Source organism: Streptomyces fragilis (assembly GCF_003112515.1).
Classification (GTDB): Bacteria; Actinomycetota; Actinomycetes; order Streptomycetales; family Streptomycetaceae; genus Streptomyces; species Streptomyces fragilis.
This window is the reverse complement of sequence record NZ_BEVZ01000010.1, coordinates 133710-154518: the sequence shown is the minus strand read 5'-3', so window position 1 is coordinate 154518 and position 20809 is coordinate 133710. Positions and strand designations below refer to the sequence as shown.

General features: G+C 73.8%; 18 protein-coding genes. 7 read left to right on the top strand and 11 right to left on the bottom strand.

From position 1 onward, the window contains the following. The first annotated feature begins 456 nt into the window (after positions 1-456). Positions 457-1464 (top strand): tryptophan--tRNA ligase, encoded by a 1008-nt coding sequence (gene trpS, locus Sfr03f_RS28255; RefSeq protein WP_108957039.1) that lies wholly within the window; start codon positions 457-459, stop codon positions 1462-1464. Between the two features lie 72 nt (positions 1465-1536). On the opposite strand, the gene proC is transcribed toward trpS, so the two are convergent. From proC to Sfr03f_RS28215, 8 genes are all read right to left on the bottom strand, one after another. Then, positions 1537-2349 carry a pyrroline-5-carboxylate reductase gene (proC, locus tag Sfr03f_RS28250; protein ID WP_108957038.1) on the bottom strand — a complete coding sequence of 271 codons (813 nt, stop codon included), beginning with the start codon at positions 2347-2349 and terminating at the stop codon, positions 1537-1539. Between the two features lie 230 nt (positions 2350-2579). Further along, complete coding sequence (locus Sfr03f_RS28245) at positions 2580-3332, bottom strand: ABC transporter permease (protein ID WP_108957037.1); 753 nt, start codon at positions 3330-3332, stop codon at positions 2580-2582. Further along, positions 3329-4126 carry an ABC transporter ATP-binding protein gene (locus Sfr03f_RS28240; protein WP_108957036.1) on the bottom strand — a complete coding sequence of 266 codons (798 nt, stop codon included), beginning with the start codon at positions 4124-4126 and terminating at the stop codon, positions 3329-3331. The genes Sfr03f_RS28245 and Sfr03f_RS28240 overlap by 4 nt, the downstream gene beginning before the upstream one ends. A gap of 162 nt (positions 4127-4288) precedes the next feature. Continuing rightward, positions 4289-5116 (bottom strand): class I SAM-dependent methyltransferase, encoded by an 828-nt coding sequence (locus Sfr03f_RS28235; RefSeq protein ID WP_108957035.1) that lies wholly within the window; start codon positions 5114-5116, stop codon positions 4289-4291. A gap of 200 nt (positions 5117-5316) precedes the next feature. Further along, positions 5317-7170, bottom strand: a complete 1854-nt coding sequence (gene ilvD, locus Sfr03f_RS28230; protein WP_108957034.1) for a dihydroxy-acid dehydratase — start codon at positions 7168-7170, stop codon at positions 5317-5319. A gap of 106 nt (positions 7171-7276) precedes the next feature. After that, positions 7277-7924, bottom strand: a complete 648-nt coding sequence (locus Sfr03f_RS28225) for a TetR/AcrR family transcriptional regulator (RefSeq protein WP_108957033.1) — start codon at positions 7922-7924, stop codon at positions 7277-7279. Beyond that, the gene (locus Sfr03f_RS28220; RefSeq protein ID WP_108957032.1) at positions 7921-8745 is read right to left on the bottom strand and encodes a sugar phosphate isomerase/epimerase family protein; all 825 of its coding nucleotides are present in this window, start codon (positions 8743-8745) and stop codon (positions 7921-7923) included. The genes Sfr03f_RS28225 and Sfr03f_RS28220 overlap by 4 nt, the downstream gene beginning before the upstream one ends. Before the next feature lie 184 nt (positions 8746-8929). Further along, a complete protein-coding gene (locus Sfr03f_RS28215) occupies positions 8930-9868 on the bottom strand; it encodes a Ppx/GppA family phosphatase (protein ID WP_108957031.1) in 939 nt (312 codons plus the stop codon). A gap of 129 nt (positions 9869-9997) precedes the next feature. On the opposite strand from Sfr03f_RS28215, the gene Sfr03f_RS28210 reads away from it, so the two are divergent. Continuing rightward, positions 9998-10837, top strand: coding sequence for a DUF3109 family protein (locus tag Sfr03f_RS28210; RefSeq protein WP_108957030.1), 840 nt, complete (start codon positions 9998-10000; stop codon positions 10835-10837). A gap of 101 nt (positions 10838-10938) precedes the next feature. Here Sfr03f_RS28210 and Sfr03f_RS28205 read toward each other — a convergent pair whose 3' ends face one another. Then, positions 10939-12780 (bottom strand): RNA polymerase sigma factor, encoded by a 1842-nt coding sequence (locus Sfr03f_RS28205; protein WP_245967807.1) that lies wholly within the window; start codon positions 12778-12780, stop codon positions 10939-10941. A 190-nt stretch (positions 12781-12970) separates the two neighbouring features. Between Sfr03f_RS28205 and radA the strand changes: the two genes are divergently transcribed. The 4 genes from radA to Sfr03f_RS28185 all read left to right on the top strand — a co-directional run bounded on the left by radA (position 12971) and on the right by Sfr03f_RS28185 (position 17758). After that, positions 12971-14383 (top strand): DNA repair protein RadA, encoded by a 1413-nt coding sequence (gene radA, locus Sfr03f_RS28200; protein ID WP_108957028.1) that lies wholly within the window; start codon positions 12971-12973, stop codon positions 14381-14383. A gap of 81 nt (positions 14384-14464) precedes the next feature. Next, a complete protein-coding gene (gene disA, locus Sfr03f_RS28195; RefSeq protein ID WP_108957027.1) occupies positions 14465-15589 on the top strand; it encodes a DNA integrity scanning diadenylate cyclase DisA in 1125 nt (374 codons plus the stop codon). 157 nt (positions 15590-15746) lie between these two features. Continuing rightward, positions 15747-16547, top strand: coding sequence for a MerR family transcriptional regulator (locus tag Sfr03f_RS28190; RefSeq protein WP_108957026.1), 801 nt, complete (start codon positions 15747-15749; stop codon positions 16545-16547). Further along, positions 16544-17758, top strand: a complete 1215-nt coding sequence (locus tag Sfr03f_RS28185) for a glycosyltransferase (protein ID WP_108957025.1) — start codon at positions 16544-16546, stop codon at positions 17756-17758. Before Sfr03f_RS28190 ends, Sfr03f_RS28185 begins: the two co-directional genes overlap by 4 nt. A gap of 21 nt (positions 17759-17779) precedes the next feature. Here Sfr03f_RS28185 and Sfr03f_RS28180 read toward each other — a convergent pair whose 3' ends face one another. Next, complete coding sequence (locus Sfr03f_RS28180; RefSeq protein WP_108957024.1) at positions 17780-18655, bottom strand: hypothetical protein; 876 nt, start codon at positions 18653-18655, stop codon at positions 17780-17782. Positions 18656-18827: 172 nt separating this feature from the next. On the opposite strand from Sfr03f_RS28180, the gene Sfr03f_RS28175 reads away from it, so the two are divergent. Continuing rightward, positions 18828-19784 (top strand): iron-sulfur binding domain-containing protein, encoded by a 957-nt coding sequence (locus Sfr03f_RS28175; protein ID WP_108957023.1) that lies wholly within the window; start codon positions 18828-18830, stop codon positions 19782-19784. A gap of 125 nt (positions 19785-19909) precedes the next feature. On the opposite strand, the gene Sfr03f_RS28170 is transcribed toward Sfr03f_RS28175, so the two are convergent. Beyond that, complete coding sequence (locus Sfr03f_RS28170; protein ID WP_108957022.1) at positions 19910-20512, bottom strand: M23 family metallopeptidase; 603 nt, start codon at positions 20510-20512, stop codon at positions 19910-19912. Between the last annotated feature and the right edge of the window lie 297 nt (positions 20513-20809).

The window sequence follows — 20809 nt, the reverse complement described above, 5'->3', positions numbered from 1 at the left end:
CCTTCCGGGCTGTTCGCCCTTCCGACCGGTGAGACATTAGCGGATTCATGGCCCCCGAAGCCAATCCGGGGTCTCGCTCTCGCGAACGAGAAGGAATCCTGCAATCCGCAATGCACGCGCCGGCACGCACGGCAGTGATACGCCGTGGCTGGCTGGTCGGTGTTTGTGGATTGGCTGTCCGGGGCCGACCGGAGTCGGTGCTCACGTCGGACAACTCGGAGAACCTTACGGATCGCGCCGGGCGCTGTCAAACCGCCTGCGCAGAGGCCCTCGAGGACCTAGCCTGTCCTCGTGACCACAGCGCATGCGTGCACCCAGAGCTGGTGGGCCGCCTGACGGCGGCCCGTCCTCACGCATGCGATCAGCAGCGGCCGCCGGGATCCGGCGGCCGTTTCTCGTATCTCCCTCCCGAGGCGGCCACCGGGACCGCGGCCCGGACGACCGGGAGGTCGAGCGATGAAGCGAGTGTTCAGCGGGGTCCAGCCGTCGGGGCATCTGACCCTGGGCAACTACCTCGGGGCCGTGCGCCGGTGGGCGGCCGTCGAGCAGCACCAGGCGGACGCGCTGTTCTGCGTGGTCGATCTGCACGCCCTGACCGTGGAGCACGACCCGGCGCGGCTGCGCCGGCTGACCCGGCAGACGGCCACCCTGCTGCTGGCCTCCGGTCTCGCCCCGGACGTCTGCACGCTCTTCGTGCAGAGCCACGTCGACGAGCACGCCCGGCTGTCCTACCTCCTGGAGTGCGTGGCCACCGACGGTGAGATGCGGCGGATGATCCAGTACAAGGAGAAGGCCCGGCGCCAGCAGGAGCGGGGGGCCGGTGTCCGTCTGTCCCTGCTCACCTATCCGGTGCTGATGGCGGCGGACGTCCTGGCCTACGCCACCGACGAGGTGCCGGTGGGTGAGGACCAGAAGCAGCACGTCGAACTGGCGCGCACGCTCGCGGAGCGGTTCAACCAGCGCTACGGCCACACCTTCGTCGTCCCGAAGGTCACGCTGCCCCGGGTCGGGGCGCGGGTGATGAACCTGCAGGAGCCCGGATCGAAGATGGGGAAGTCCGACGTGTCCGGGCAGGGGGTGGTGCGGCTGCTGGACGAGCCGGAGGTGGTGCGGCAGAAGGTGATGCGGGCGGTCACCGACAGCGGGCCCGGTGGCCGGCAGGTCGAGTACGACCGGGCGGAACGGCCCGGGGTGGCCAACCTGCTGGACATCCTCGCCGCCTGCACCGGGGAGGAGCCGGTCACGCTGGCCGGGAAGTACACCGGATACGGGCAGCTGAAGAAGGACGTCGCCGAGGCCGTCGTGGAGGCACTGCGGCCGGTGCGGGAGCGGCACGCCGAGCTGTGCGCGGACCCGGCGTACGTCGACGGCGTCCTGCGGGCCGGTGCCGAGCGGGCCCGGGCGATGGCGCGGCCCGTGGTGGACACGGCGTACCGGGCGATCGGGCTGCTGCCGGCTGCCTGAAGGCTGCGGGCGTCCCGGGGGGCGGACCGGTCGTCCGCCTCCCCGGACGCCGCAGTGGTGCGTCGGTGCGCGTCAGTTGCCGTTGCCGGAGGCGAGTTCGCGGCTTCGGTCGCGAGCGGCCTCCAGCGCGGCGATCAGGGCGGCGCGGACGCCGTGGTTCTCCAGTTCGCGGATGGCGCTGATGGTGGTGCCCGCGGGGGAGGTGACGTTCTCGCGGAGCTTCACGGGGTGTTCGCCGCTGTCCCGGAGCATGACGGCGGCTCCGATGGCGGACTGGACGATCAGGTCGTGCGCCTTGTCCCGGGGCAGGCCGAGCAGGATGCCCGCGTCGGTCATGGCCTCGACGAGGTAGTAGAAGTACGCCGGGCCGGAGCCGGAGAGGGCCGTGCAGGCGTCCTGCTGCGACTCGGGGACGCGGAGCGTCTGGCCCACGGAGCCGAAGATCTGCTCGGCGGTCTCGATGTGCGCGGCGGTGGCGTGGCTGCCCGCGGAGATCACGGACATGGCCTCGTCGACCAGGGCCGGCGTGTTGGGCATGACGCGGACCACCGGGACGCCGGCCGGGAGGCGCTCCTCCAGGAAGGCGGTCGTGATGCCGGCGGCACCGCTGATGACCAGGCGGTCGGCGGGGACGTGCGGAGCGAGCTCCTCGACCAGGGCGCCCATGTCCTGCGGCTTGACCGTCAGGATCAGGGTGTCGGCCGACTTGGCGGCCTCGGGGTTGCCGACCGGGGTGACGCCGTAGCGGGTGCGGAGCTCCTCCGCGCGCTCGGGGCGGCGGGCGGTGACCAGCAGGTCGGACGGGTTCCAGCCGCCCCGGATCATTCCGCTGAGCAGGGCTTCGCCGATCTTGCCGGTGCCGAGGACTGCGACTTTCTGGCTCATGTGGGTGGTGCCCTCCGGGGAGTTGCGCGTCGTCCCTGGCCATCCTCGCACCGGGGCCGGGGGAACACCGCGCACGTCCGCCAGGCGGAACGGCCGGGCGGACGTGCTCCCCCGAGCGGCGACGGCCCTCCCCGAGGTGGCGACCGCCTCCCCGAGGTGGCGACCGCCTGCCCGAAGCCGTGGCCGGCCCGTCCCGCACCGGTGGCCGGTCCTCCCCGCAGCGGCGCGCGTCAGGCCGTGCGGCGGCGGAGGGTCGCGGCGCCGACGGCGAGCACCAGGAGCGCGCAGCCCACCATGACGAGCACGTCGCGGACGAAGTCGCCGGTCACCCCGGCGTGCTGCTGGACCTCGTTCATGCCGTCGACGGCGTAGGACATGGGCAGCACGTCGGAGACCGCCTCGAGGACCGGCTGCATCTGGTCGCGCGGGGTGAACAGGCCGCACAGCAGGAGCTGGGGGAAGATCACGGCCGGCATGAACTGGACGGCCTGGAACTCCGAGGCGGCGAAGGCGGAGACGAAGAGGCCGAGGGCGGTGCCCAGGATCGCGTCGAGCAGGGCCACCAGGAGCAGCAGCCAGGGCGAGCCGGTGACGTCGAGGCCCAGGCCCCAGACGGCGAGGCCGGTGGTGAGCAGCGACTGGACGACGGCCAGGGTGCCGAAGGCGAGGGCGTAGCCGGCGATGAAGTCGGCCTTGCCGAGCGGCATGGCGAGGAGCCGCTCCAGGGTGCCGGAGGTGCGTTCGCGCAGGGTGGCGATGCTGGTGACCAGGAACATCGTGATCAGCGGGAAGATGCCGAGCAGCGAGGCGCCGATGTCGTCGAAGGTCTGCGGGCTGCCGTCGAAGACGTAGCGGAGCAGGAGCAGCAGGAGACAGGGCACCAGGAGCAGCAGGGCGATGGTGCGGGGGTCGTTGCGCAGCTGGCGCAGGACGCGGGCGGCGGTGGCGACGGTCCTGGCGGGGCTGAGGGGCGGGGTGCTCATCGGGACGTCTCCTGGCTGTGGGACCGGGTGGCCGCGGTGGCGGCTTCGGCGGCCTGGTCGATCAGGGTGAGGAAGGCCGCCTCGACGGTGTCGGCGCCGGTCCGGGCCCTCAGGTCGTCGGGGCTGTCCTGGGCGAGGATCTCGCCCTCGCGCATGAGCAGGAGCCCGTGGCAGCGCTCGGCCTCGTCCATGACGTGGGAGGAGATCAGCAGGCCGGCGCCGCGGTCGGCGGCGAGGGCGTGGAAGAGGTCCCAGAGGTCGCGGCGCAGCACCGGGTCGAGGCCGACGGTGGGTTCGTCGAGGACCAGGAGTTCGGGGGAGCCGAGCAGGGCGACGGCGAGGGAGACGCGGCTGCGCTGGCCCCCGGAGAGGTGGGCGGCCAGGGCGTCGGCGTGGCTGGTGAGGTCCACGTCGCGGATGGCGCGGGTGACGTTCTCCTCGCGGCGGGCGGCGGCGCGCCGGCCGGGGTCGAGGACGGCCGCGAAGTACTCCAGGTTCTGCCGGACGGTGAGGTCGGCGAAGACCGCGGGAGCCTGGGTGACGTAGCCGATGCGGGCGCGCAGGGAGGGGTGGCCGGCCGGCAGGCCGAGGACCCGCAGGTCTCCGGCGACCTTGGCCTGGGTGCCCATGACGGCGCGCATCAGGGTGGACTTCCCGCAGCCCGAGGGGCCGAGGAGGCCGGTGACGCGGCCGGCGGGCACGGTGAAGTCGAGGTCGCGCAGCACGGTGCGGGGGCCCCGGACGGCGGTCAGGCCGGTGGCCCGGATCGCCGGACCGGGCTCTTTATTCATCATGTGGTGAATAATTCTCCGCCGGTCCGGACACGTCAAGGCCGCCGCACGAGTTCACGCGGCGGCCTGGGGGTGAAGGTGGCGGGTGGACCTGGGGAGGTGGCACGGCGGGCGGGTCCCCGCGGCCCGGGTGTCGGGGCGCGCCCGGCTGCCCGTCCGGGGCACTCAGGGCGCGGTGACGACCAGGAGCAGGACGTCGTAGGTCTCCTCGACGACGCCGTCCGGGAAGGTCTCCTGGAGGCAGGCGCGCTCCTGGTCCAGGAAGGCCCGGGTCATTTCCTCACCGTGCAGGATGAAGAGGGAGTGGCTGGCGATGTTGGCCAGGTGGGTGTCGACCGGGACCCGGCGGCTCCAGCGCACGACGCGGCGGCCGATCCGGTCGGGGGCGGGCGGGAACGGGGCGCCGGCGAAGTGCATGCCGTTGCCGAGGGTGCGGGTGCCGCCGCCGGACTTGTTGGCGCGGGCGTCGCCGAAGTGCTGCCTGATGCGGTCGGCCTGCTCGGCGATCCACGGGATGTCCTGGGCGTCGGTGTTCCACCAGAGGGCGAGCGCGCCGCCGGGTCGCAGGACGCGCATGGCCTCGGGGAAGGAGAGCGCGGGGTCGGTCCAGTGCCAGGACTGGGCGTAGGTGATCAGGTCCACGGACCCGGAGGCCAGCGGGAGGTGGTTGCCGTCCCCCCTGACCAGCGGCGCGTCGGGGAGGGCGACGCGGAACTGGGCGGCCATGCCGTCGCCCGGCTCCACGGCCACGACACGGGCACCGCGGGCACGCAGGATCGTGGTGGAGATGCCGGTCCCGGCGCCCACGTCGGCCACATCGGCTCCCTCGACGGGACGGCCCGCCAGTTCTTCGACGGCGTCCAGCAGCGCGGGCGGGTAGGACGGACGCGCGGCGGCGTAGACGGCGGCCGCGCCGTTGAAGGAGCGGGCCCGCTCGGCGTGGGCCTGGACCAGGGAGTCGTGGGGCAGGGGGCGCGCGGTGGGCGAGGTCATGTGCCCATGGTGGGGAAGCCGGTGGGGGCCCGAGGCCGTTTTCCCGGGGTTGGGATGGCTGGGGCGGAAGTCTCGCAATTCCTGCGCGGGAATTCCTCATTCCGGATTCCGGCACATGACGCGCGCCGGGCCGGTGGGACGGGCCGGCGGGACGAACCGGCGGCGCGACCCCCTCCGGGAACCGCGCCGCCGGAACGGTGTCAGCCGAGGCGGGTGACGTCGCGGACGGCGCCCTGGTCGGCGCTGGTGGCCATCGCCGCGTAGGCGCGGAGCGCCGCGGACACCTTGCGGTCGCGGGCACGCGGCGCGTACCGCCCGCCCAGCGCCTCCTCGCGGCGGGCCAGCTCCTCGTCGGGGACGAGCAGCTCGATGGACCGGTTGGGGATGTCGATGCGGATCCGGTCGCCGTTCTGGACGAGGGCGATCGTGCCTCCGGACGCCGCCTCCGGGGAGGCGTGCCCGATGGACAGCCCGGAGGTGCCGCCGGAGAAGCGGCCGTCGGTGATCAGCGCGCAGGTCTTGCCCAGGCCGCGGCCCTTGAGGAAGGACGTCGGGTAGAGCATCTCCTGCATGCCGGGACCGCCCTTGGGGCCCTCGTAGCGGATGACGACCACGTCGCCGTCGGTGACCTGCTTGTTCAGGATCTTCTCGACGGCCTCCTCCTGCGAGTCGCAGACCACCGCGGGACCCTCGAAGGTCCAGATGGACTCGTCGACGCCGGCCGTCTTGACCACGCAGCCGTCGACCGCGAGGTTGCCGCGCAGCACGGCGAGGCCGCCGTCCTTGGAGTAGGCGTGGGCCGCGGAGCGGATGCAGCCGCCCTCCGCGTCGACGTCCAGCGCCTCCCAGCGCTCGGACTGGGAGAACGCCTCGGCGGAGCGGACGCAGCCGGGGGCGGCGTGCCAGAGCTCGACGGCCTCGGCGGACGGGGAGCCGCCCCGCACGTCCCAGGTCTTCAGCCAGTCGTCCAGCGACGGGCTGTGCACGGAGTGCACGTCCTCGTTGAGCAGACCGGCCCGGTGCAGCTCGCCGAGCAGGGCGGGGATGCCGCCGGCGCGGTGCACGTCCTCCATGTAGTACGTGCGGTCCTTCGCCACGTTCGGCGCGACCTTGGCGAGGCAGGGGACGCGGCGGGAGACGGCGTCGATCTGCTCCAGCCCGAACGGGACGCCGGCCTCGTGGGCGGCGGCAAGCAGGTGGAGGATCGTGTTGGTGGAGCCGCCCATGGCGATGTCGAGCGCCATCGCGTTCTCGAAGGCCGAGAAGGTGGCGATGCTGCGCGGCAGGGCCGTCTCGTCGTCCTGGCCGTAGTAGCGGTCCACCAGGTCCATCACCGTGCTCGCGGCCCTCTCGTAGAGGGCGCGGCGGGCGGTGTGGGTGGCGAGGACGGAGCCGTTGCCCGGCAGGGAGAGGCCGATGGCCTCGGTCAGGCAGTTCATCGAGTTGGCCGTGAACATGCCGGAACAGCTGCCGCAGGTGGGGCAGGCGGACTCCTCGATGCGCAAGATGTCCTCGTCGGAGACCTTGTCGTTGACCGCCTCGGAGATGGCGTCGACCAGGTCCAGGGTGCGCACGGTGCCGTCGACCAGGGTGGCCCGGCCGGACTCCATGGGGCCGCCGGAGACGAACACGGTGGGGATGTTCAGCCGCAGGGCGGCCATCAGCATGCCCGGGGTGATCTTGTCGCAGTTGGAGACGCAGATCATCGCGTCGGCGCAGTGGGCCTCGACCATGTACTCCACGCTGTCCGCGATCAGGTCGCGGGAGGGCAGGGAGTACAGCATGCCACCGTGGCCCATGGCGATGCCGTCGTCCACGGCGATGGTGTTGAACTCGCGCGGGATGCCGCCGGCCGCCTTGACGGCCTCACTGATGATGCGGCCGACCGGCTGCAGGTGGGTGTGTCCCGGCACGAACTCCGTGAAGGAGTTGGCGATGGCGATGATCGGCTTCCGGCCGATGTCCGCACCCGGTACACCGGAGGCCCGCATAAGGGCGCGGGCGCCCGCCATGTTGCGGCCGTGGGTGACTGTGCGGGACCTCAGCTCGGGCATCGTCGCTCGCTCCTTAGGGAAGTACTGGCCCTGACGAGAGTACGCCGGGCATCCACCGGTCGGACACGGTTGTCCGGAATGCGGGACGTGAGATGCGCCCGCCGGCTCAGCCGGCGGCCGGGCCGGCGCCGGTGGAGCCGGTGAGGTGGTGCTGGAGGACGGGGCCGAGGCGGGCGATCAGCTCCTCCGGGTCGGCGGAGGCGATCGGCTCGACCTTGATCACGTACCGCAGCATCACCACGCCGACCACCTGGGCGGCGGCCAGCTCGGCGCGCAGCTCCGCGTCGGGCGCGTCGAGCTCCTTGGCGACCTTGCTCAGCACCAGCCCGGCGACGAGCCGGCGGAAGATCGCGGCGGCGGCCTCGTTGCTGACCGCGGAGCGGATGATGGCGAGCAGCGGGGCCCGGGTCGCCGGGTTCTCCCAGATGCCGAGGAACATGCGGACGAACTGCTCCCCGGCGCGGTCCGGACGCAGCTCGGTCAGGGGCCGGGTGCGCAGCACGGGGGCGAAGGCGCCCTCCACGGCCGACTCGAAGACCTGCTCCTTGGTGCCGAAGTAGTGGTGCACCAGCGCGGGGTCCACGTCGGCCGCCTTGGCGATGCCGCGCACGCTGGCCTTCTCGTAGCCGCGCTCGGCGAACACCTCGCGGGCGGCGGCCAGGATGCGGTCGCGGGTGGCCGGGGTCTCGGCGGAGGCCGCGGCGCGGGGCGGGCGGCCACGGCCACGGCGTGGCCCGGTCGGCTGGGCGGTCACTGGCCCTTGACCCGCAGCGGGGAGGCGAGGTGGAGGCGGGTGAAGGCCAGCGCCTCGGCCAGGTCGGCCTCGCGTTCCGCGTTGGACATCGCGCGGCGGGTATTGACCTCGATGACGACGTGGCCGTCGAAGCCGGAGCCGGCGAGCCCTTCGAGGAGTTCGGCGCAGGGCTGGTCGCCGCGGCCGGGGACCAGGTGCTCGTCCTTGGCCGAGCCCTTCCCGTCGGCCAGGTGGACGTGACCGAGGCGGTCCCCCATGCGGCCGATCATCGCCATGGTGTCGGTGCGGGCCGTGGCGGTGTGGCTGAGATCGATCGTGAAGTGCCGGTAGTCCTCGTCGGTGGGGTCCCAGCCGGGGGCGTAGGCGAGCATCTCCCGGTCGCGGTAGCGCCAGGGGTACATGTTCTCCACGGCGAACCGGACGTCCGTCTCGTCGGCCATCCGCCAAATGCCGGAGACGAAGTCCCGCGCGTACTGGCGCTGCCAGCGGAACGGCGGGTGGACCACGACCGTGGTGGCGCCCAGCCGCTCGGCGGCCGAGCGGGCGCGCTGGAGCCGGACCCAGGGGTCGCTGGACCAGACCCGCTGCGTGATCAGCAGGCAGGGGGCGTGCACGGCGAGGATCGGGATCCGGTGGTGGTCGCTGAGGCGGCGCAGGCCCTCGATGTCCTGGCTCACCGGGTCGTTCCACACCATGACCTCGACGCCGTCGTAGCCCAGGCGCGCGGCGATCTCGAAGGCCGTCGCGGTGGACTCCGGATAGACGGAGGCGGTGGACAGCGCGACCTTCGCGTCGGGGATGCGGACGACTGGTTCTGCCACGGCAGCAAGAGTACGGGAGGTGCGCGGAAGCGGCGGGGGCTCGGGGGCGGTTCCCGGCCGCCCACGGGTCCGTTTCTCCGGTCGGGAGCCCGGGGAGCGGGACCCGGTCCTGGGTGAGGCGGGGCCGGTCTCGAGGGAGGCGGGGCCCGGTCTCGAGGAGAGGCGGGGTCCCGGGGAGCGGGCGTCAGCGGTCCAGGGGGTCGAGGTGGTCCAGGCGGCGCAGGATGACGCCCTCGCGCAGCGCCCAGGGGCAGATCTCCACCCGCCCGACGCCGAAGAGGTCCATGGCCGCCTCCGCCACCAGCGCGCCGGCGACCAGCTGGCCAGCCCGCCCCTCGGCGACACCGGGCAGTTCGGCACGCTCCTGCTCGGTCATCGCCGCCAGCTTGGGCACCCAGGCCTCCAGCGCGTCCCTGGTCAGCTCCCGCTGCACGTACAGGCCCTCGGCGGAGCGCGCGGCGCCCGCCAGGCGGGCCAGCTGGCGGAAGGTCTTGGAGGTGGCGACCACGTGGTCGGGGCTGCCGAGACGGGTGAACTCGCCCACCGTGCGGGCTATCTCGGTGCGGACGTGGCGGCGCAGTGCCCGTACCTCCTCGGGCGCCGGCGGGTCGCTCCGCAGCCAGGCGCCGGTGAGCCGGCCCGCGCCGAGCGGCAGCGAGACGGCGGCGTCGGGCTCCTCGTCGATGCCGTAGGCGATCTCCAGCGAGCCGCCGCCGATGTCCAGCACCAGCAGGCGCCCGGCCGACCAGCCGAACCAGCGGCGGGCGGCGAGGAAGGTGAGTTTCGCCTCGTCCTCCCCGGACAGCACCCGCAGGCTCACGCCGGTCTCCCGGTGCACGCGCTCCAGCACCTCGTCGGCGTTGCGGGCCTCGCGCACGGCGGAGGTGGCGAAGGGCAGCAGCGCCTCGACGCCCTTGTCCTCGGCCGCGCGGGCCGCGTCCCGGACCACCCCGATCAGCCGGTCGACGCCCGTGGGACCTATCGCCCCGTCGCCGTCGAGGAGTTGGGCGAGCCGGAGCTCCTCCTTCACCGAGTGGGCGGGGAGCGGGCACGCGCCGGGGTGGGCGTCGACCACCAGCAGGTGGACCGTGTTGGACCCCACGTCGAGCACACCAAGTCGCATACCGGGAAACGTAACCGGCCGCCGGTCCGGCAATCGTCCGAACTGTGGAGGAGGCGACTGTGAGGAACCCGACGTTTCGCGCAGCGCGGGGCCAGTGCGGTCGTGACGGCTCCACTTACTCTTGAACGCGTGCCCAAGACGAAGAAGGCGAAGGACCACAAGGCGGCCACGGCCAAGGCCTCGAAGCGGACGGCCCTGCCGCTGATCGAGGTGCCCGTCGCCGAGGACGACGAGAAGGGGCTCGACTTCCCGCGCGCGTGGGTGGAGTTCCCCGACCCGGCGGACGACGAGCAGGTCTTCCGCTGCGACCTGACGTGGCTGACCTCGCGCTGGAACTGCGTCTTCGGCAGCGGCTGCCACGGCATCCAGGCGGGCCGCGCCGCGGACGGCTGCTGCTCGCTGGGGGCGCACTTCTCCGACGAGGAGGACGAGCAGCGGGTGGCCGGATTCGTCGAGCGGCTCACCCCGGACATCTGGCAGCACCACGCGGAGGGCGTCCTCGGCGGCTGGGTCTCCGAGGACGACGAGGGCTCCCGGCAGACCCGGCCCTTCGAGGGCTCCTGCATCTTCCAGAACCGCCCCGGCTTCGAGGGCGGCGCGGGCTGCTCGCTGCACATCCTGGCCCTGCGCGAGGGGCGCGAGCCGCTGGAGACCAAGCCGGACGTGTGCTGGCAGCTGCCGGTGCGGCGGACCTTCGAGTGGATCGACCGGCCCGACGACACGCGGGTGCTGCAGGTCTCCATCGGTGAGTACGACCGGCGGGGCTGGGGGCCGGGCGGGCACGACCTGCACTGGTGGTGCACGTCGGCGACGTCGGCGCACGGGGCGGGGGAGCCGGTGTACGTCTCCTACCGGGCGGAGCTCACGGAGCTGATGGGCAAGGCGGGGTACGACCGCCTGGTCGAACTCTGCGAGGCCCGCCTCGCCGCCCCGCTCTTCGCCCCCCACCCGGCGGACCCGACGGTCTGACCCCGCCTGACGGACCCGACGGTCCGACCCCACCCGACGGACCCGGCCGACCGGCGGACCCGGCGGTTCGACGGCCTGCTACACCCGCCGACGCCGTTCGGTCAGCCGGGGGCCGTCGGGGCCTGGTCGGACGGGGCTGGTGGGGAGGAAGGCGGGGTCGGGGTGTCCTCCGGGGGTGGGCCGGAAGGGGACGGCGATGGTGCGGAGGGGTCGGGGGAAGAGGGCGTCGGGTCCGGGTCGACGGGAGGTGGCGGCGACGTCGGCCCCGGCGAGGACGGCGGCGGCTCCTCCGGCGGACGCCCGGGCCCCGGCTCCTCCGGAACAGGCCCCGGCCCCGGCGACATCGCCCCCGCCCCCCGGATCACGACCACCGCGTCCCCCGGCTCGACCCCCACCACGGCCCGCCACGCCCCGGCCGGCTCCCGCAGCGCGTCCACGTGGACCCGGACCGTCACCGACTCCCCCGCCCGCAGCACGCCCGAGGAACGGCTCAGGTACAGCCACGGCACCCCCGTGGACACCCGCCACCGCACCGAGGCGGCCCCCCGCCCGCCCCGCTCCGGCGCCGTGAGCGTGACGTACGTGACGTCGCCCGCGCCGACCACGGAGACCCGCAGCCCGCCCGCCGCGGCCCCCGCACCCGCGCCGCCGCCCGGCCGGCCCGGCGCCGGGGAGCCGATCACCTCGACCGAGACGTCCGGGCCCTCCTCCGGCGTGGCCGCCCCGCTGCCCGGCACCGCGTTGGCGGTGTTCGCGTAGCCGCGGTCGTCCGCCGCGCCGGCGCCCCCGGGGCCGGAGTCCGCCGCCGTGGCCGTCCGGCCGTCGGGGCTGCCGAAACCTTCCTCCACCCCTGCCGGGGACCCCCTGCCGGCTGCCCACATCGCGAGAACGGGCGCCGCCACCACCGTGGCGACCACCGTCGTGGTCACCGCCCGCGCCCGCATCCGGTGCCGGCGCGCCTCGCGGTCGGGAGGAGCGAGCGGGAACCCTCGCCGGTCGAACCGAGGGCCGCCGCCCGCCCCGCGCCGTCCCCCGGCGGCCCGCGCCGCCGCGTAGAGGGCGTCCCTCGGCGCCCGGAGCACCGGCAGCCGCTCGGGGGTGACCGAGGTCCCCGGCCAGCGCCCCGGCACCGCCCGCTCGGCGGCCCGGCGGCACCGCGGACAGTCGTCGACGTGACGGACCAGTTCCGTGCGCAGCGCCTCGCTCAGCACCCAGCCCTCGTCCTGCCCGGTCAGCCGGACGACGCCCGGGCACCGGCCGGACTCCGCGGCGCCCACCGCGGCGCGGGTGCGCTCCACCTCACAGGCGGCCGAGGCGAGCAGGTCCTGCGCGGCCGCCGGGGCGAGGCCCAGCACCGTGGCCACCTCCTCGGCGGTCAGCCCGTGCCGCACCGACAGCTCCAGCGCCTCGCGCTGCTCCGCGGAGGCGCCGGCCGCCTCGGGCCAGGCCAGCCGGGCCAGTTCGGCGCGGCGCCGCTCGCGCTCCTCGGGCGACGGCTCGCCCGCCGGCGTTCCGGCGACGGGCGCCGCACCCCGGCGGGCGCCGCGGTGCCCGTGCCGTCGCTTCTCGGTCAGCTCCCGCAGACAGGCCCAGCGGGCCAGCGCGTAGAGCCAGGCCCGCCGGTCCCCCTCGGGCGCCCGGCCGCCGCGCCGCTCGGCGACGGCGAGGACGGCGCCGACGGCCAAGACCGCCGCGTCCTGGTCGCAGAGCACCGACAGGCTGTACGTGTACAGCCCGTCCAGGTGCGGCTCGCACACCTGCGGGAAGGAGGCGTCCGCCCGGCGCGCGGGGAGACGCGGAGCGTCCACCCCTGCGTCCACCCCGCCGTCCGTCCCGGCGCCCGCCCCGCCGTCCGCCGCGGAGGGCACGGCCCGGTCGCGCTCCTCGCCGTGCGCCGGGTGCGCGCCGGTGATGCGGGTGGGGGTCTCCGGCCTGCTGCTCATCACCCGTGCGACCGTAGGGGCCCACGGACGACCGTTCCTGCGACCTTGAGCACTTTTAATCCATTCGGGTGAAACGATCCCTCATAAGGGGACGTGCGTTTACGTTTCTTCGCACCCTGCCCGACCGTTCCTGCCCGTTCGTGAACACGGCCGCACGGTGTTGTCGGTGCCGCCGGTTACGGTGTGCGGCATGGCTGCCCGTACCAAGTCGACCAAGGACCGTCCCTCCTACCGCTGCACCGAATGCGGCTGGCAGACGGCCAAATGGCTGGGCCGCTGCCCCGAATGCCACGCCTGGGGGACGGTCGAGGAGTACGGCAGCGCCCCCGCGGTCCGCACCACCGCCCCCGGCCGGGTCACCACCTCCGCCGTCCCCATCGGCCAGGTGGACGGCAAGCAGGCCACGGCCCGCACCACCGGCGTGCCCGAGCTGGACCGGGTGCTCGGCGGCGGCCTGGTCCCCGGTGCCGTGGTGCTGGTGGCGGGCGAGCCGGGCGTCGGCAAGTCCACGCTGCTGCTGGACGTCGCGGCCAAGTCGGCGAGCTCCGAGCACCGCACCCTCTACGTGACGGGTGAGGAGTCCGCCAGCCAGGTCCGGCTGCGCGCCGACCGCATCCACGCCATCCACGACGACCTCTACCTCGCCGCCGAGACGGACCTGTCCACGGTGCTCGGCCACATCGAGGCGGTCCAGCCGTCGCTGCTGATCCTCGACTCGGTGCAGACCGTCGCCTCCCCGGAGATCGACGGCGCGCCCGGCGGCATGGCCCAGGTCCGCGAGGTCGCGGGCGCGCTGATCCGCGCGTCCAAGGAGCGCGGCATGTCCACCCTGCTGGTCGGTCACGTCACCAAGGACGGCAACATCGCCGGCCCGCGTCTGCTGGAGCACCTGGTGGACGTGGTCCTCAACTTCGAGGGCGACCGGCACGCCCGGCTCCGGCTGGTGCGCGGCGTGAAGAACCGGTACGGGACGACCGACGAGGTGGGCTGCTTCGAGCTGCACGACGAGGGCATCACCGGCCTGGCCGACCCCTCCGGTCTCTTCCTCACCCGTCGGGACGAGCCCGTCCCCGGCACCTGCCTGACGGTCACGCTGGAGGGCCGCCGTCCCCTGGTCGCCGAGGTGCAGGCACTGACCGTGGACACCCAGATCCCCACACCGCGGCGCACCACCTCGGGCCTGGAGACCTCCCGGGTCTCGATGATGCTGGCCGTGCTGGAGCAGCGCGGCCGGATCAAGGCGCTGGGCAAGCAGGACATCTATTCGGCGACCGTGGGCGGGGTGCGGCTCTCCGAGCCCGCCGCGGACCTGGCGATCGCCCTCGCGCTGGCCTCCGCGGCCAGCGACACCCCGTTGCCCAAGAACCTCGTGGCGATCGGCGAGGTGGGCCTGGCCGGAGAGGTGAGGAGGGTCACCGGCGTGCAGCGGCGTCTGGCCGAAGCGCACCGCCTCGGATTCACCCATGCGCTGGTCCCGGCCGATCCGGGGAAGGTTCCTCAGGGAATGAAGGTGCTCGAAGTGGCCGACATGTCGGACGCGCTGAGGGCTCTGCCGCGCTCGCGTCGGCGAGAGCCCCGGCAGGAGGGTGAGGACCGCCGGTAGACTTTGCCCCGGTCTCGCCCGTCCGTGCGAAGTGTGTGCGTCGCGGGAGCGCCTGAAGAAGTCTGCGACCGGAGGAGAGCAGTGGCAGCCAACGACCGGGCCTCAGCTCCCGGAAAGTCCGGTGGGAGCTCCGGCGCCGACGGGCTGATGCGCGCCTCGCTGAGCGCGGTCGCGCCCGGCACCGCGCTGCGTGACGGCCTCGAACGGGTGCTGCGGGGCAACACCGGCGGCCTGATCGTGCTCGGCTTCGACAAGACCGTCGAGACGATGTGCACCGGCGGTTTCGTCCTGGACGTCGAGTTCAGCGCGACGCGGCTGCGTGAGCTGTGCAAGCTCGACGGCGGCATCGTGCTGTCGACGGATTTCTCGAAGATCCTGCGGGCGGGCGTGCAGCTGGTGCCCGACCCGACCATCCCCACGGAGGAGACCGGCACCCGGCACCGCACGGCGGACCGGGTCAGCAAGCAGGTCGGCTTCCCCGTGGTCTCGGTGTCCCAGTCGATGCGGCTGATCGCGCTGTACGTCGACGGACAGCGGCGGGTCCTGGAGGACTCGGCCGCCATCCTCTCCCGCGCCAACCAGGCGCTGGCCACGCTGGAGCGGTACAAGCTCCGCCTGGACGAGGTCGCCGGGACGCTTTCCGCGCTGGAGATCGAGGACCTGGTGACGGTGCGGGACGTCTCCGCGGTCGCGCAGCGGCTGGAGATGGTGCGCCGGATCGCCACCGAGATCGCCGAGTACGTGGTGGAGCTGGGCACCGACGGGCGCCTGCTGGCGCTGCAGCTGGACGAGCTGATCGCCGGCGTCGAACCGGAGCGGGAACTGATCGTCCGGGACTACGTGCCCGAGCCGACGCCGAAGCGGTCCCGCACGGTGGACGAGGCGCTGTCCGAGCTGGACGCGCTCGGGCACACGGAGCTGCTGGACATCGCGACGGTGGCGCGGGCCCTGGGGTACACGGGGTCGCCGGAGGCGCTGGACTCCGCGGTCTCGCCGCGCGGCTTCCGGCTGCTGGCGAAGGTCCCCCGGCTGCCGGGGGCGATCATCGACCGGCTGGTCGAGCACTTCGGGGGGCTGCAGAAGCTCCTCGCGGCGAGCGTCGACGACCTGCAGGCGGTGGACGGGGTGGGTGAGGCGCGGGCCCGCAGCGTCCGCGAGGGCCTCTCCCGCCTCGCCGAGTCCTCCATCCTCGAACGCTACGTCTGACCGCCCTTCCCCGGGGCGGGGCCTGCACCGCCCTCCCCCGGGGCGCGGTCGCCGTGGCACGGGCTGCCCGTCGGCCGCCCCGAGCGCGGGTTGACCCTCTCCCTACGTCAGGCCCGAGGCTGTGTGCCGGCGCAAGGGCGGACGAAGGGGCGGGTGGATGAGTTACTCCGTGGGGCAGGTCGCGGCGTTCGCGGGGGTGACGGTGCGGACCCTGCACCACTACGACAAGGCCGGACTGCTGTCGCCGGGGGAACGCAGCCACGCCGGGTACCGCCTGTACGGCGAGGGGGACCTGGTCCGGCTCCAGCAGATCCTCTTCTACCGGGAGCTCGGCTTCCCCCTCGACGAGATCGCCACGATCCTCGAGGATCCGCAGGCGAACGCCCTGGAGCGGCTCCGGGAGCGGCAGCGGCAGCTGGGTGAGGAGATCGCCAGGCTGCAGCGGCTGGCCGAGGTGGCGGAACGGGCGATGGAGGTCCAGGCGACCGGGGTGTCGCTGACTCCCGAGGAGCGCTTCGAGGTCTTCGGCGAGGTCGCCTTCGACCTGAGTTACGCCACCGAGGCAGAGCTGAGGTGGGCGCGGTCGGAGGGACGGCGCGAGGCGATGGCACGGGCGGCGGCCCACACCAAGGAGGACTGGCGCCGGCTCATGGGGGAGGCCGCCGCCTGGCGCGCGGAGCTGCTCGCGGCCTTCGACGAGGGCTGTCCGAGCGACGGCGAGCGGGCCATGGACCTCGCCGAGGAGCACCGCCTGCACATCGCCCGCTGGTTCACCGCCTGCCCGCCCGACATGCACCGGCGCATCGCCGACGACTTCGTCGCCGACCCGCGCGCCTTCGCCCTGGTCGTACCGCCGTCGCAGCAACGCCCGGGCCTGGCCGCCTACGCGCGCAAAGCGGTCCACGCCAACGCGGCCCGCCTCGCGGGCACCGCTACCGCGGGCGAGGAGGGCCGATGAGGATCCTGATCGCCGCGGCCGGGTCGCGCGGTGACATCGCGCCCTACACGGGCCTGGGCGCCGAGCTGCGCCGGGCCGGGTACGACGTCACCCTCGCCGCCACAGAGGCCTTCGCACCCCTCGCGCAGGCGGCTGGTCTGGCGTTCCGCCGTCTGCCCGCCGACACACGGGGGCGCGGCGGCGGCACCGGCAGACGCGACCTGATGCGGACCGCTGCCGCGTTCGTCACCGATCTGGGCCAGGGCTTCGCCGACGCGGTGGACGACGACACGGATCTGCTCCTGCTGTCGACCACCACGGCCCCGCTCGGCTGGCACCTCACCGAGGCCACGCGCATCCCGAGCATCGGCGTGTACCTCCAGCCCACCGCACCGACCGGCGACTTCCCGCCCGTCGTCACCGGCTCCCGCTCGCTGGGACGTCACGTCAACCGGGCAGCGGGAGGCCTCGCGCTGCGGATGACCGACCGCCTCTACGCACCGGCGGTCGCGACGCTGCGGCACCGCCTCGGGCTGCCCCCGGCCTCTCCTTCCGAGACGCGTCGGCGACAGGAACGGGCGAACTGGCAGATCCTGCACGGCTTCAGCACCGCCTTGGTGCCCCGTCCGTCCGACTGGCGCTCCGGCCTCCAGGTCGTGGGCAACTGGTGGCCCCATCACGATCCGGCCGAACGGCTGCCCGCCGAGATCGAGGAGTTCCTGTGCGCTGGACCCCGGCCGGTCCTCATCGGCTTCGGGAGCATGGCGTCCGGCCACGGGGAGCGGCTGGGCGAGATCGCCGCGCGGGCCCTGCGCCGCGCCGGGCTGCGGGGGATCCTCCAGGCCGGCAGCGCCGCTCTCGCCGCCGACGGGGACGATGTCCTCACCATCGGGGACGTGCCGCACGCCCTGCTGTTCCCACGGCTGGCCGCGGTGGTCCACCACGGCGGGGCCGGCACCTCGGCCACCGCGCTGCGCGCCGGGGTGCCCGCGGTCACCGTGCCGGTGACCGCCGACCAGCCGTTCTGGGCGGGCCGGCTCGCCGCCCTGGGCGCGGCCACCGACCCCATCCCCTTCCCGTCCCTCACCGTCGAGCGGCTTGCCGACGCACTCGGGTCAGTGGTGCGGCAGCCGGCGTACGGCCGGGCCGCCGCGAGAGCGGCGGCGCACATGGGGACCGAGGACGGGGCGGGCCGGACCCTCAGGACCGTCCAGCGGCTGGTCGGCGGATGACGCCGGTCCGCTCCCGCCAGGTCAGTCGGACTTGAGGGTGAAGGTGGCCTGGACGGGGCTGGACGTGGCCCCGCTCTTGGCGACGACCAGGTACGTCCCCGCCCCCGCACTCCCCTTCGGCTTCGCCTCGCACTTGCCGGCGTCGCTCGGCTTGCGGTCCCACTCCACCTCGTAGGTGATCGCCCCGCCCTTCGGCACACGGAACAGCAGCGCCCCGCTGTCCGGGCAGTCCGCCGAGGACCAGTACGTCTCGTCGTCGTCGGCGTTCGCCTTGGTGATCTTCAGGACGGCGGCACGCGGCCCCAGGTCGATCCGGCAGTCGCTGCCCGACGTGTTGGTGACCGTCAGCCGCAGCACCGGCTTCTCGTCGTCCTCGTACGACTTCTGCACGCTCCGCAGCGACATCCGCACGTCGTTCCGCCCGCACGCGGCGAGCGAGGTGTCGCCGGGCAGCCGGTTCACCGAGCTGGTCCAGCCCTTCCCGGAGCTTCCCGACCCGCTGCCGCCGGAGCCCGGGGCGCCGTCCGTCTCCCCGCCGCCGTCACCGGAGCCGCCGTCCGCGCCGTCACCCCCGCCGTCCGCACCGGACGTGCCGCCCCCGTCGGCGCCCGAGGTCCCGCCGGAGGACGCGCCGTCGGAGGAACCGCCCGTGCCGGACCCGCCCTCGCCCGGGGGGTCGTCGATCGCGGGACCGGACCCGGAAGGGCCCGGGGTGATCGAGGGTGCCGGGTTCTTGCCGTCGGGACCGCCCGCCGAGTCGTCCGACCTGCCCCCGCCACCGGCGAACAGCCATGCGGCCAGTCCCGCCAGCGCGAGCAGCACGACAAGGAAGACAGCCCTCCGTCGCCAGTAGATGGAGGAGGGAAGCGGCCCGACCGGATTGCGCAGTGATCCCACGGCGCAAACTGTACGAGAGATCGACGTCACTCAAGGCGGCACCCGCCGTGCGGACGACAACTTTTCCGGATCATCATCCCGGTATCCGGTTGCCGCACCCTGAGCCACTTCCAACGGGTGACGAATTGCGCACATCGGGTGACGGCGGGGTCGTGGCAGGATCGATGACGTCATGACCGCACCCACACAGCCCGAGCCGTCCGCCCCGCGGGACACCGCGGCGCGGACCGCCCTCCGCACAGACGCCACCGACACCCTTCCCCTCCACACCCCCGTCATCGCCTGGTTCGAGGCGAACGCCCGCGACCTGCCGTGGCGCCGCCCCGAAGCCGGCGCGTGGGGGGTGATGGTCAGCGAGTTCATGCTCCAGCAGACCCCGGTCAACCGGGTGCTGCCGGTGTACGAGCAATGGCTGGCCCGCTGGCCCCGCCCCGCCGACCTGGCAGCCGAGGCGCCGGGCGAGGCGGTGCGGGCCTGGGGCCGGCTCGGCTACCCGCGCCGCGCGCTGCGCCTGCACGGCGCGGCCGTCGCCGTCACCGAGCGGCACGGCGGCGAGGTCCCCTCCGACCACGCCGAACTGCTCGCGCTGCCCGGCGTCGGCGAGTACACCGCCGCCGCCGTCGCCTCCTTCGCCTTCGGCCGGCGTCACGCCGTGCTCGACACCAACGTCCGCCGGGTCCTGGCCCGCGCCGTGACCGGCGTGCAGTACCCGCCCAACGCCACCACGGCGGCCGAGCGCCGGCTGGCGGTCTCCCTGCTGCCGGCCGAGGAGGGCACGGCGGCGCGGTGGGCGGCGGCCTCGATGGAACTGGGCGCGCTGATCTGCACCGCGCGCAACGAGAGCTGCCACCGCTGCCCGATCGCCGCCCGCTGCGCCTGGCTGAGGGCCGGGAAGCCCGAACACGACGGGCCGCCGCGCCGCGGCCAGACCTACGCGGGCACGGACCGCCAGGTGCGCGGCAAGCTCCTGGCGGTGCTGCGCGCGGCGGAGGTGCCCGTTCCGCAGGCGGCGCTGGACGCGGTGTGGGAGGAGCCGGTGCAGCGGGCCCGGGCGCTGGACGGCCTGGTGGCGGACGGCCTGGTGGAGCCGCTGGCGGACGGCATGTACCGCCTGCCGGGCCGGCCGTAGGCCCGGTGCCGGGAACGCGGAAGGCGGTACCGGAAACGCGGAAACGCGGAAGGCCCCGGCAGCGATGCTGCCGGGGCCTTCCGCATGTTCACTCCGTCGCGCCTGGGCGCGTCACCCGCGGGTGGTCAGACCTTGACGCCCTTGGCGGCGAGGAACTGGACCGGGTTGACCGCGGTGCCGTAGTTGGCGCTGGTGCGGATCTCGAAGTGCAGGTGGGGACCGCTGGAGTTGCCGGTGTTGCCGGACAGGGCGATCTGCTCGCCGGTGTTCACCTTCTCGCCGACGCTCACCTGCACCTTGGAGAGGTGGGCGTACTGCGAGTAGGTGCCGTTGCCGTGCTTGATGACGACGGCGTTACCGTAGGCGGGGCCGTCACCGGCGCCCCAGCTGCCGGCCTTGACCACGGTGCCCTCGTGGACCGCGAAGACCTTGGTGCCGGTCGGGACGGCGAAGTCCTGGCCGGAGTGCTTGTGCGCCCACATGCCGCCGTTCTGCGCGAAGCTCGCGGACAGCTTGTACTTCTGGACCGGGTCGACCCAGGCGTTGCCCGCGGGCGCCTTGGTGTTCACCTGCGCGGCGGCCGCAGGCGTGCCGGCGGTGGGGGCGCCGGCAGCAGTCGCGACTCCGGCACCGAGGACGACCGAGGCTCCGAGGCCGGCGGCCACGACCGCGGCGCGGGTGCGGAGGGTGGTCGAACCGGAGGTGCGGAGCGAGACGTGCTGGAACATGAAGAACCCTTTGTTCGGGGACGGGATCGCCGCGGGGTGAGAACCGGAGGAGGTCCGGTCTCGCCGTCGGCCATACCTTGGTAACCCGATCGGGTCAGTCCTGACAATCGTGTGATCTACGACGATGCGTAGTATCCGCCATGAATGTGTACTTACAGGACAAAGGGTTCACATAGTTGCTATTCGGACTCGTGGCAGGTGAGAGGCATCGCCACGTCGCTCCTCGCGCTCGCCAGGCGGGCCGGGCGTCTACTAGGCGGCTTCGTACGTGACCTGGGTCGCGTGCCCCACCTCACC

Coding starts and splice junctions, on each gene's coding strand:
- Sfr03f_RS28245 (WP_108957037.1), bottom strand. CDS start 3,332: ATGAGCACCCCGCCCCTCAGCCCCGCCAGGACCGTCGCCACCGCCGCC.
- Sfr03f_RS28175 (WP_108957023.1), top strand. CDS start 18,828: ATGACCGCACCCACACAGCCCGAGCCGTCCGCCCCGCGGGACACCGCG.
- radA (WP_108957028.1), top strand. CDS start 12,971: ATGGCTGCCCGTACCAAGTCGACCAAGGACCGTCCCTCCTACCGCTGC.
- Sfr03f_RS28205 (WP_245967807.1), bottom strand. CDS start 12,780: ATGAGCAGCAGGCCGGAGACCCCCACCCGCATCACCGGCGCGCACCCG.
- Sfr03f_RS28170 (WP_108957022.1), bottom strand. CDS start 20,512: ATGTTCCAGCACGTCTCGCTCCGCACCTCCGGTTCGACCACCCTCCGC.
- ilvD (WP_108957034.1), bottom strand. CDS start 7,170: ATGCCCGAGCTGAGGTCCCGCACAGTCACCCACGGCCGCAACATGGCG.
- trpS (WP_108957039.1), top strand. CDS start 457: ATGAAGCGAGTGTTCAGCGGGGTCCAGCCGTCGGGGCATCTGACCCTG.
- Sfr03f_RS28235 (WP_108957035.1), bottom strand. CDS start 5,116: ATGACCTCGCCCACCGCGCGCCCCCTGCCCCACGACTCCCTGGTCCAG.
- proC (WP_108957038.1), bottom strand. CDS start 2,349: ATGAGCCAGAAAGTCGCAGTCCTCGGCACCGGCAAGATCGGCGAAGCC.
- Sfr03f_RS28190 (WP_108957026.1), top strand. CDS start 15,747: ATGAGTTACTCCGTGGGGCAGGTCGCGGCGTTCGCGGGGGTGACGGTG.
- Sfr03f_RS28240 (WP_108957036.1), bottom strand. CDS start 4,126: ATGATGAATAAAGAGCCCGGTCCGGCGATCCGGGCCACCGGCCTGACC.
- Sfr03f_RS28185 (WP_108957025.1), top strand. CDS start 16,544: ATGAGGATCCTGATCGCCGCGGCCGGGTCGCGCGGTGACATCGCGCCC.
- Sfr03f_RS28215 (WP_108957031.1), bottom strand. CDS start 9,868: ATGCGACTTGGTGTGCTCGACGTGGGGTCCAACACGGTCCACCTGCTG.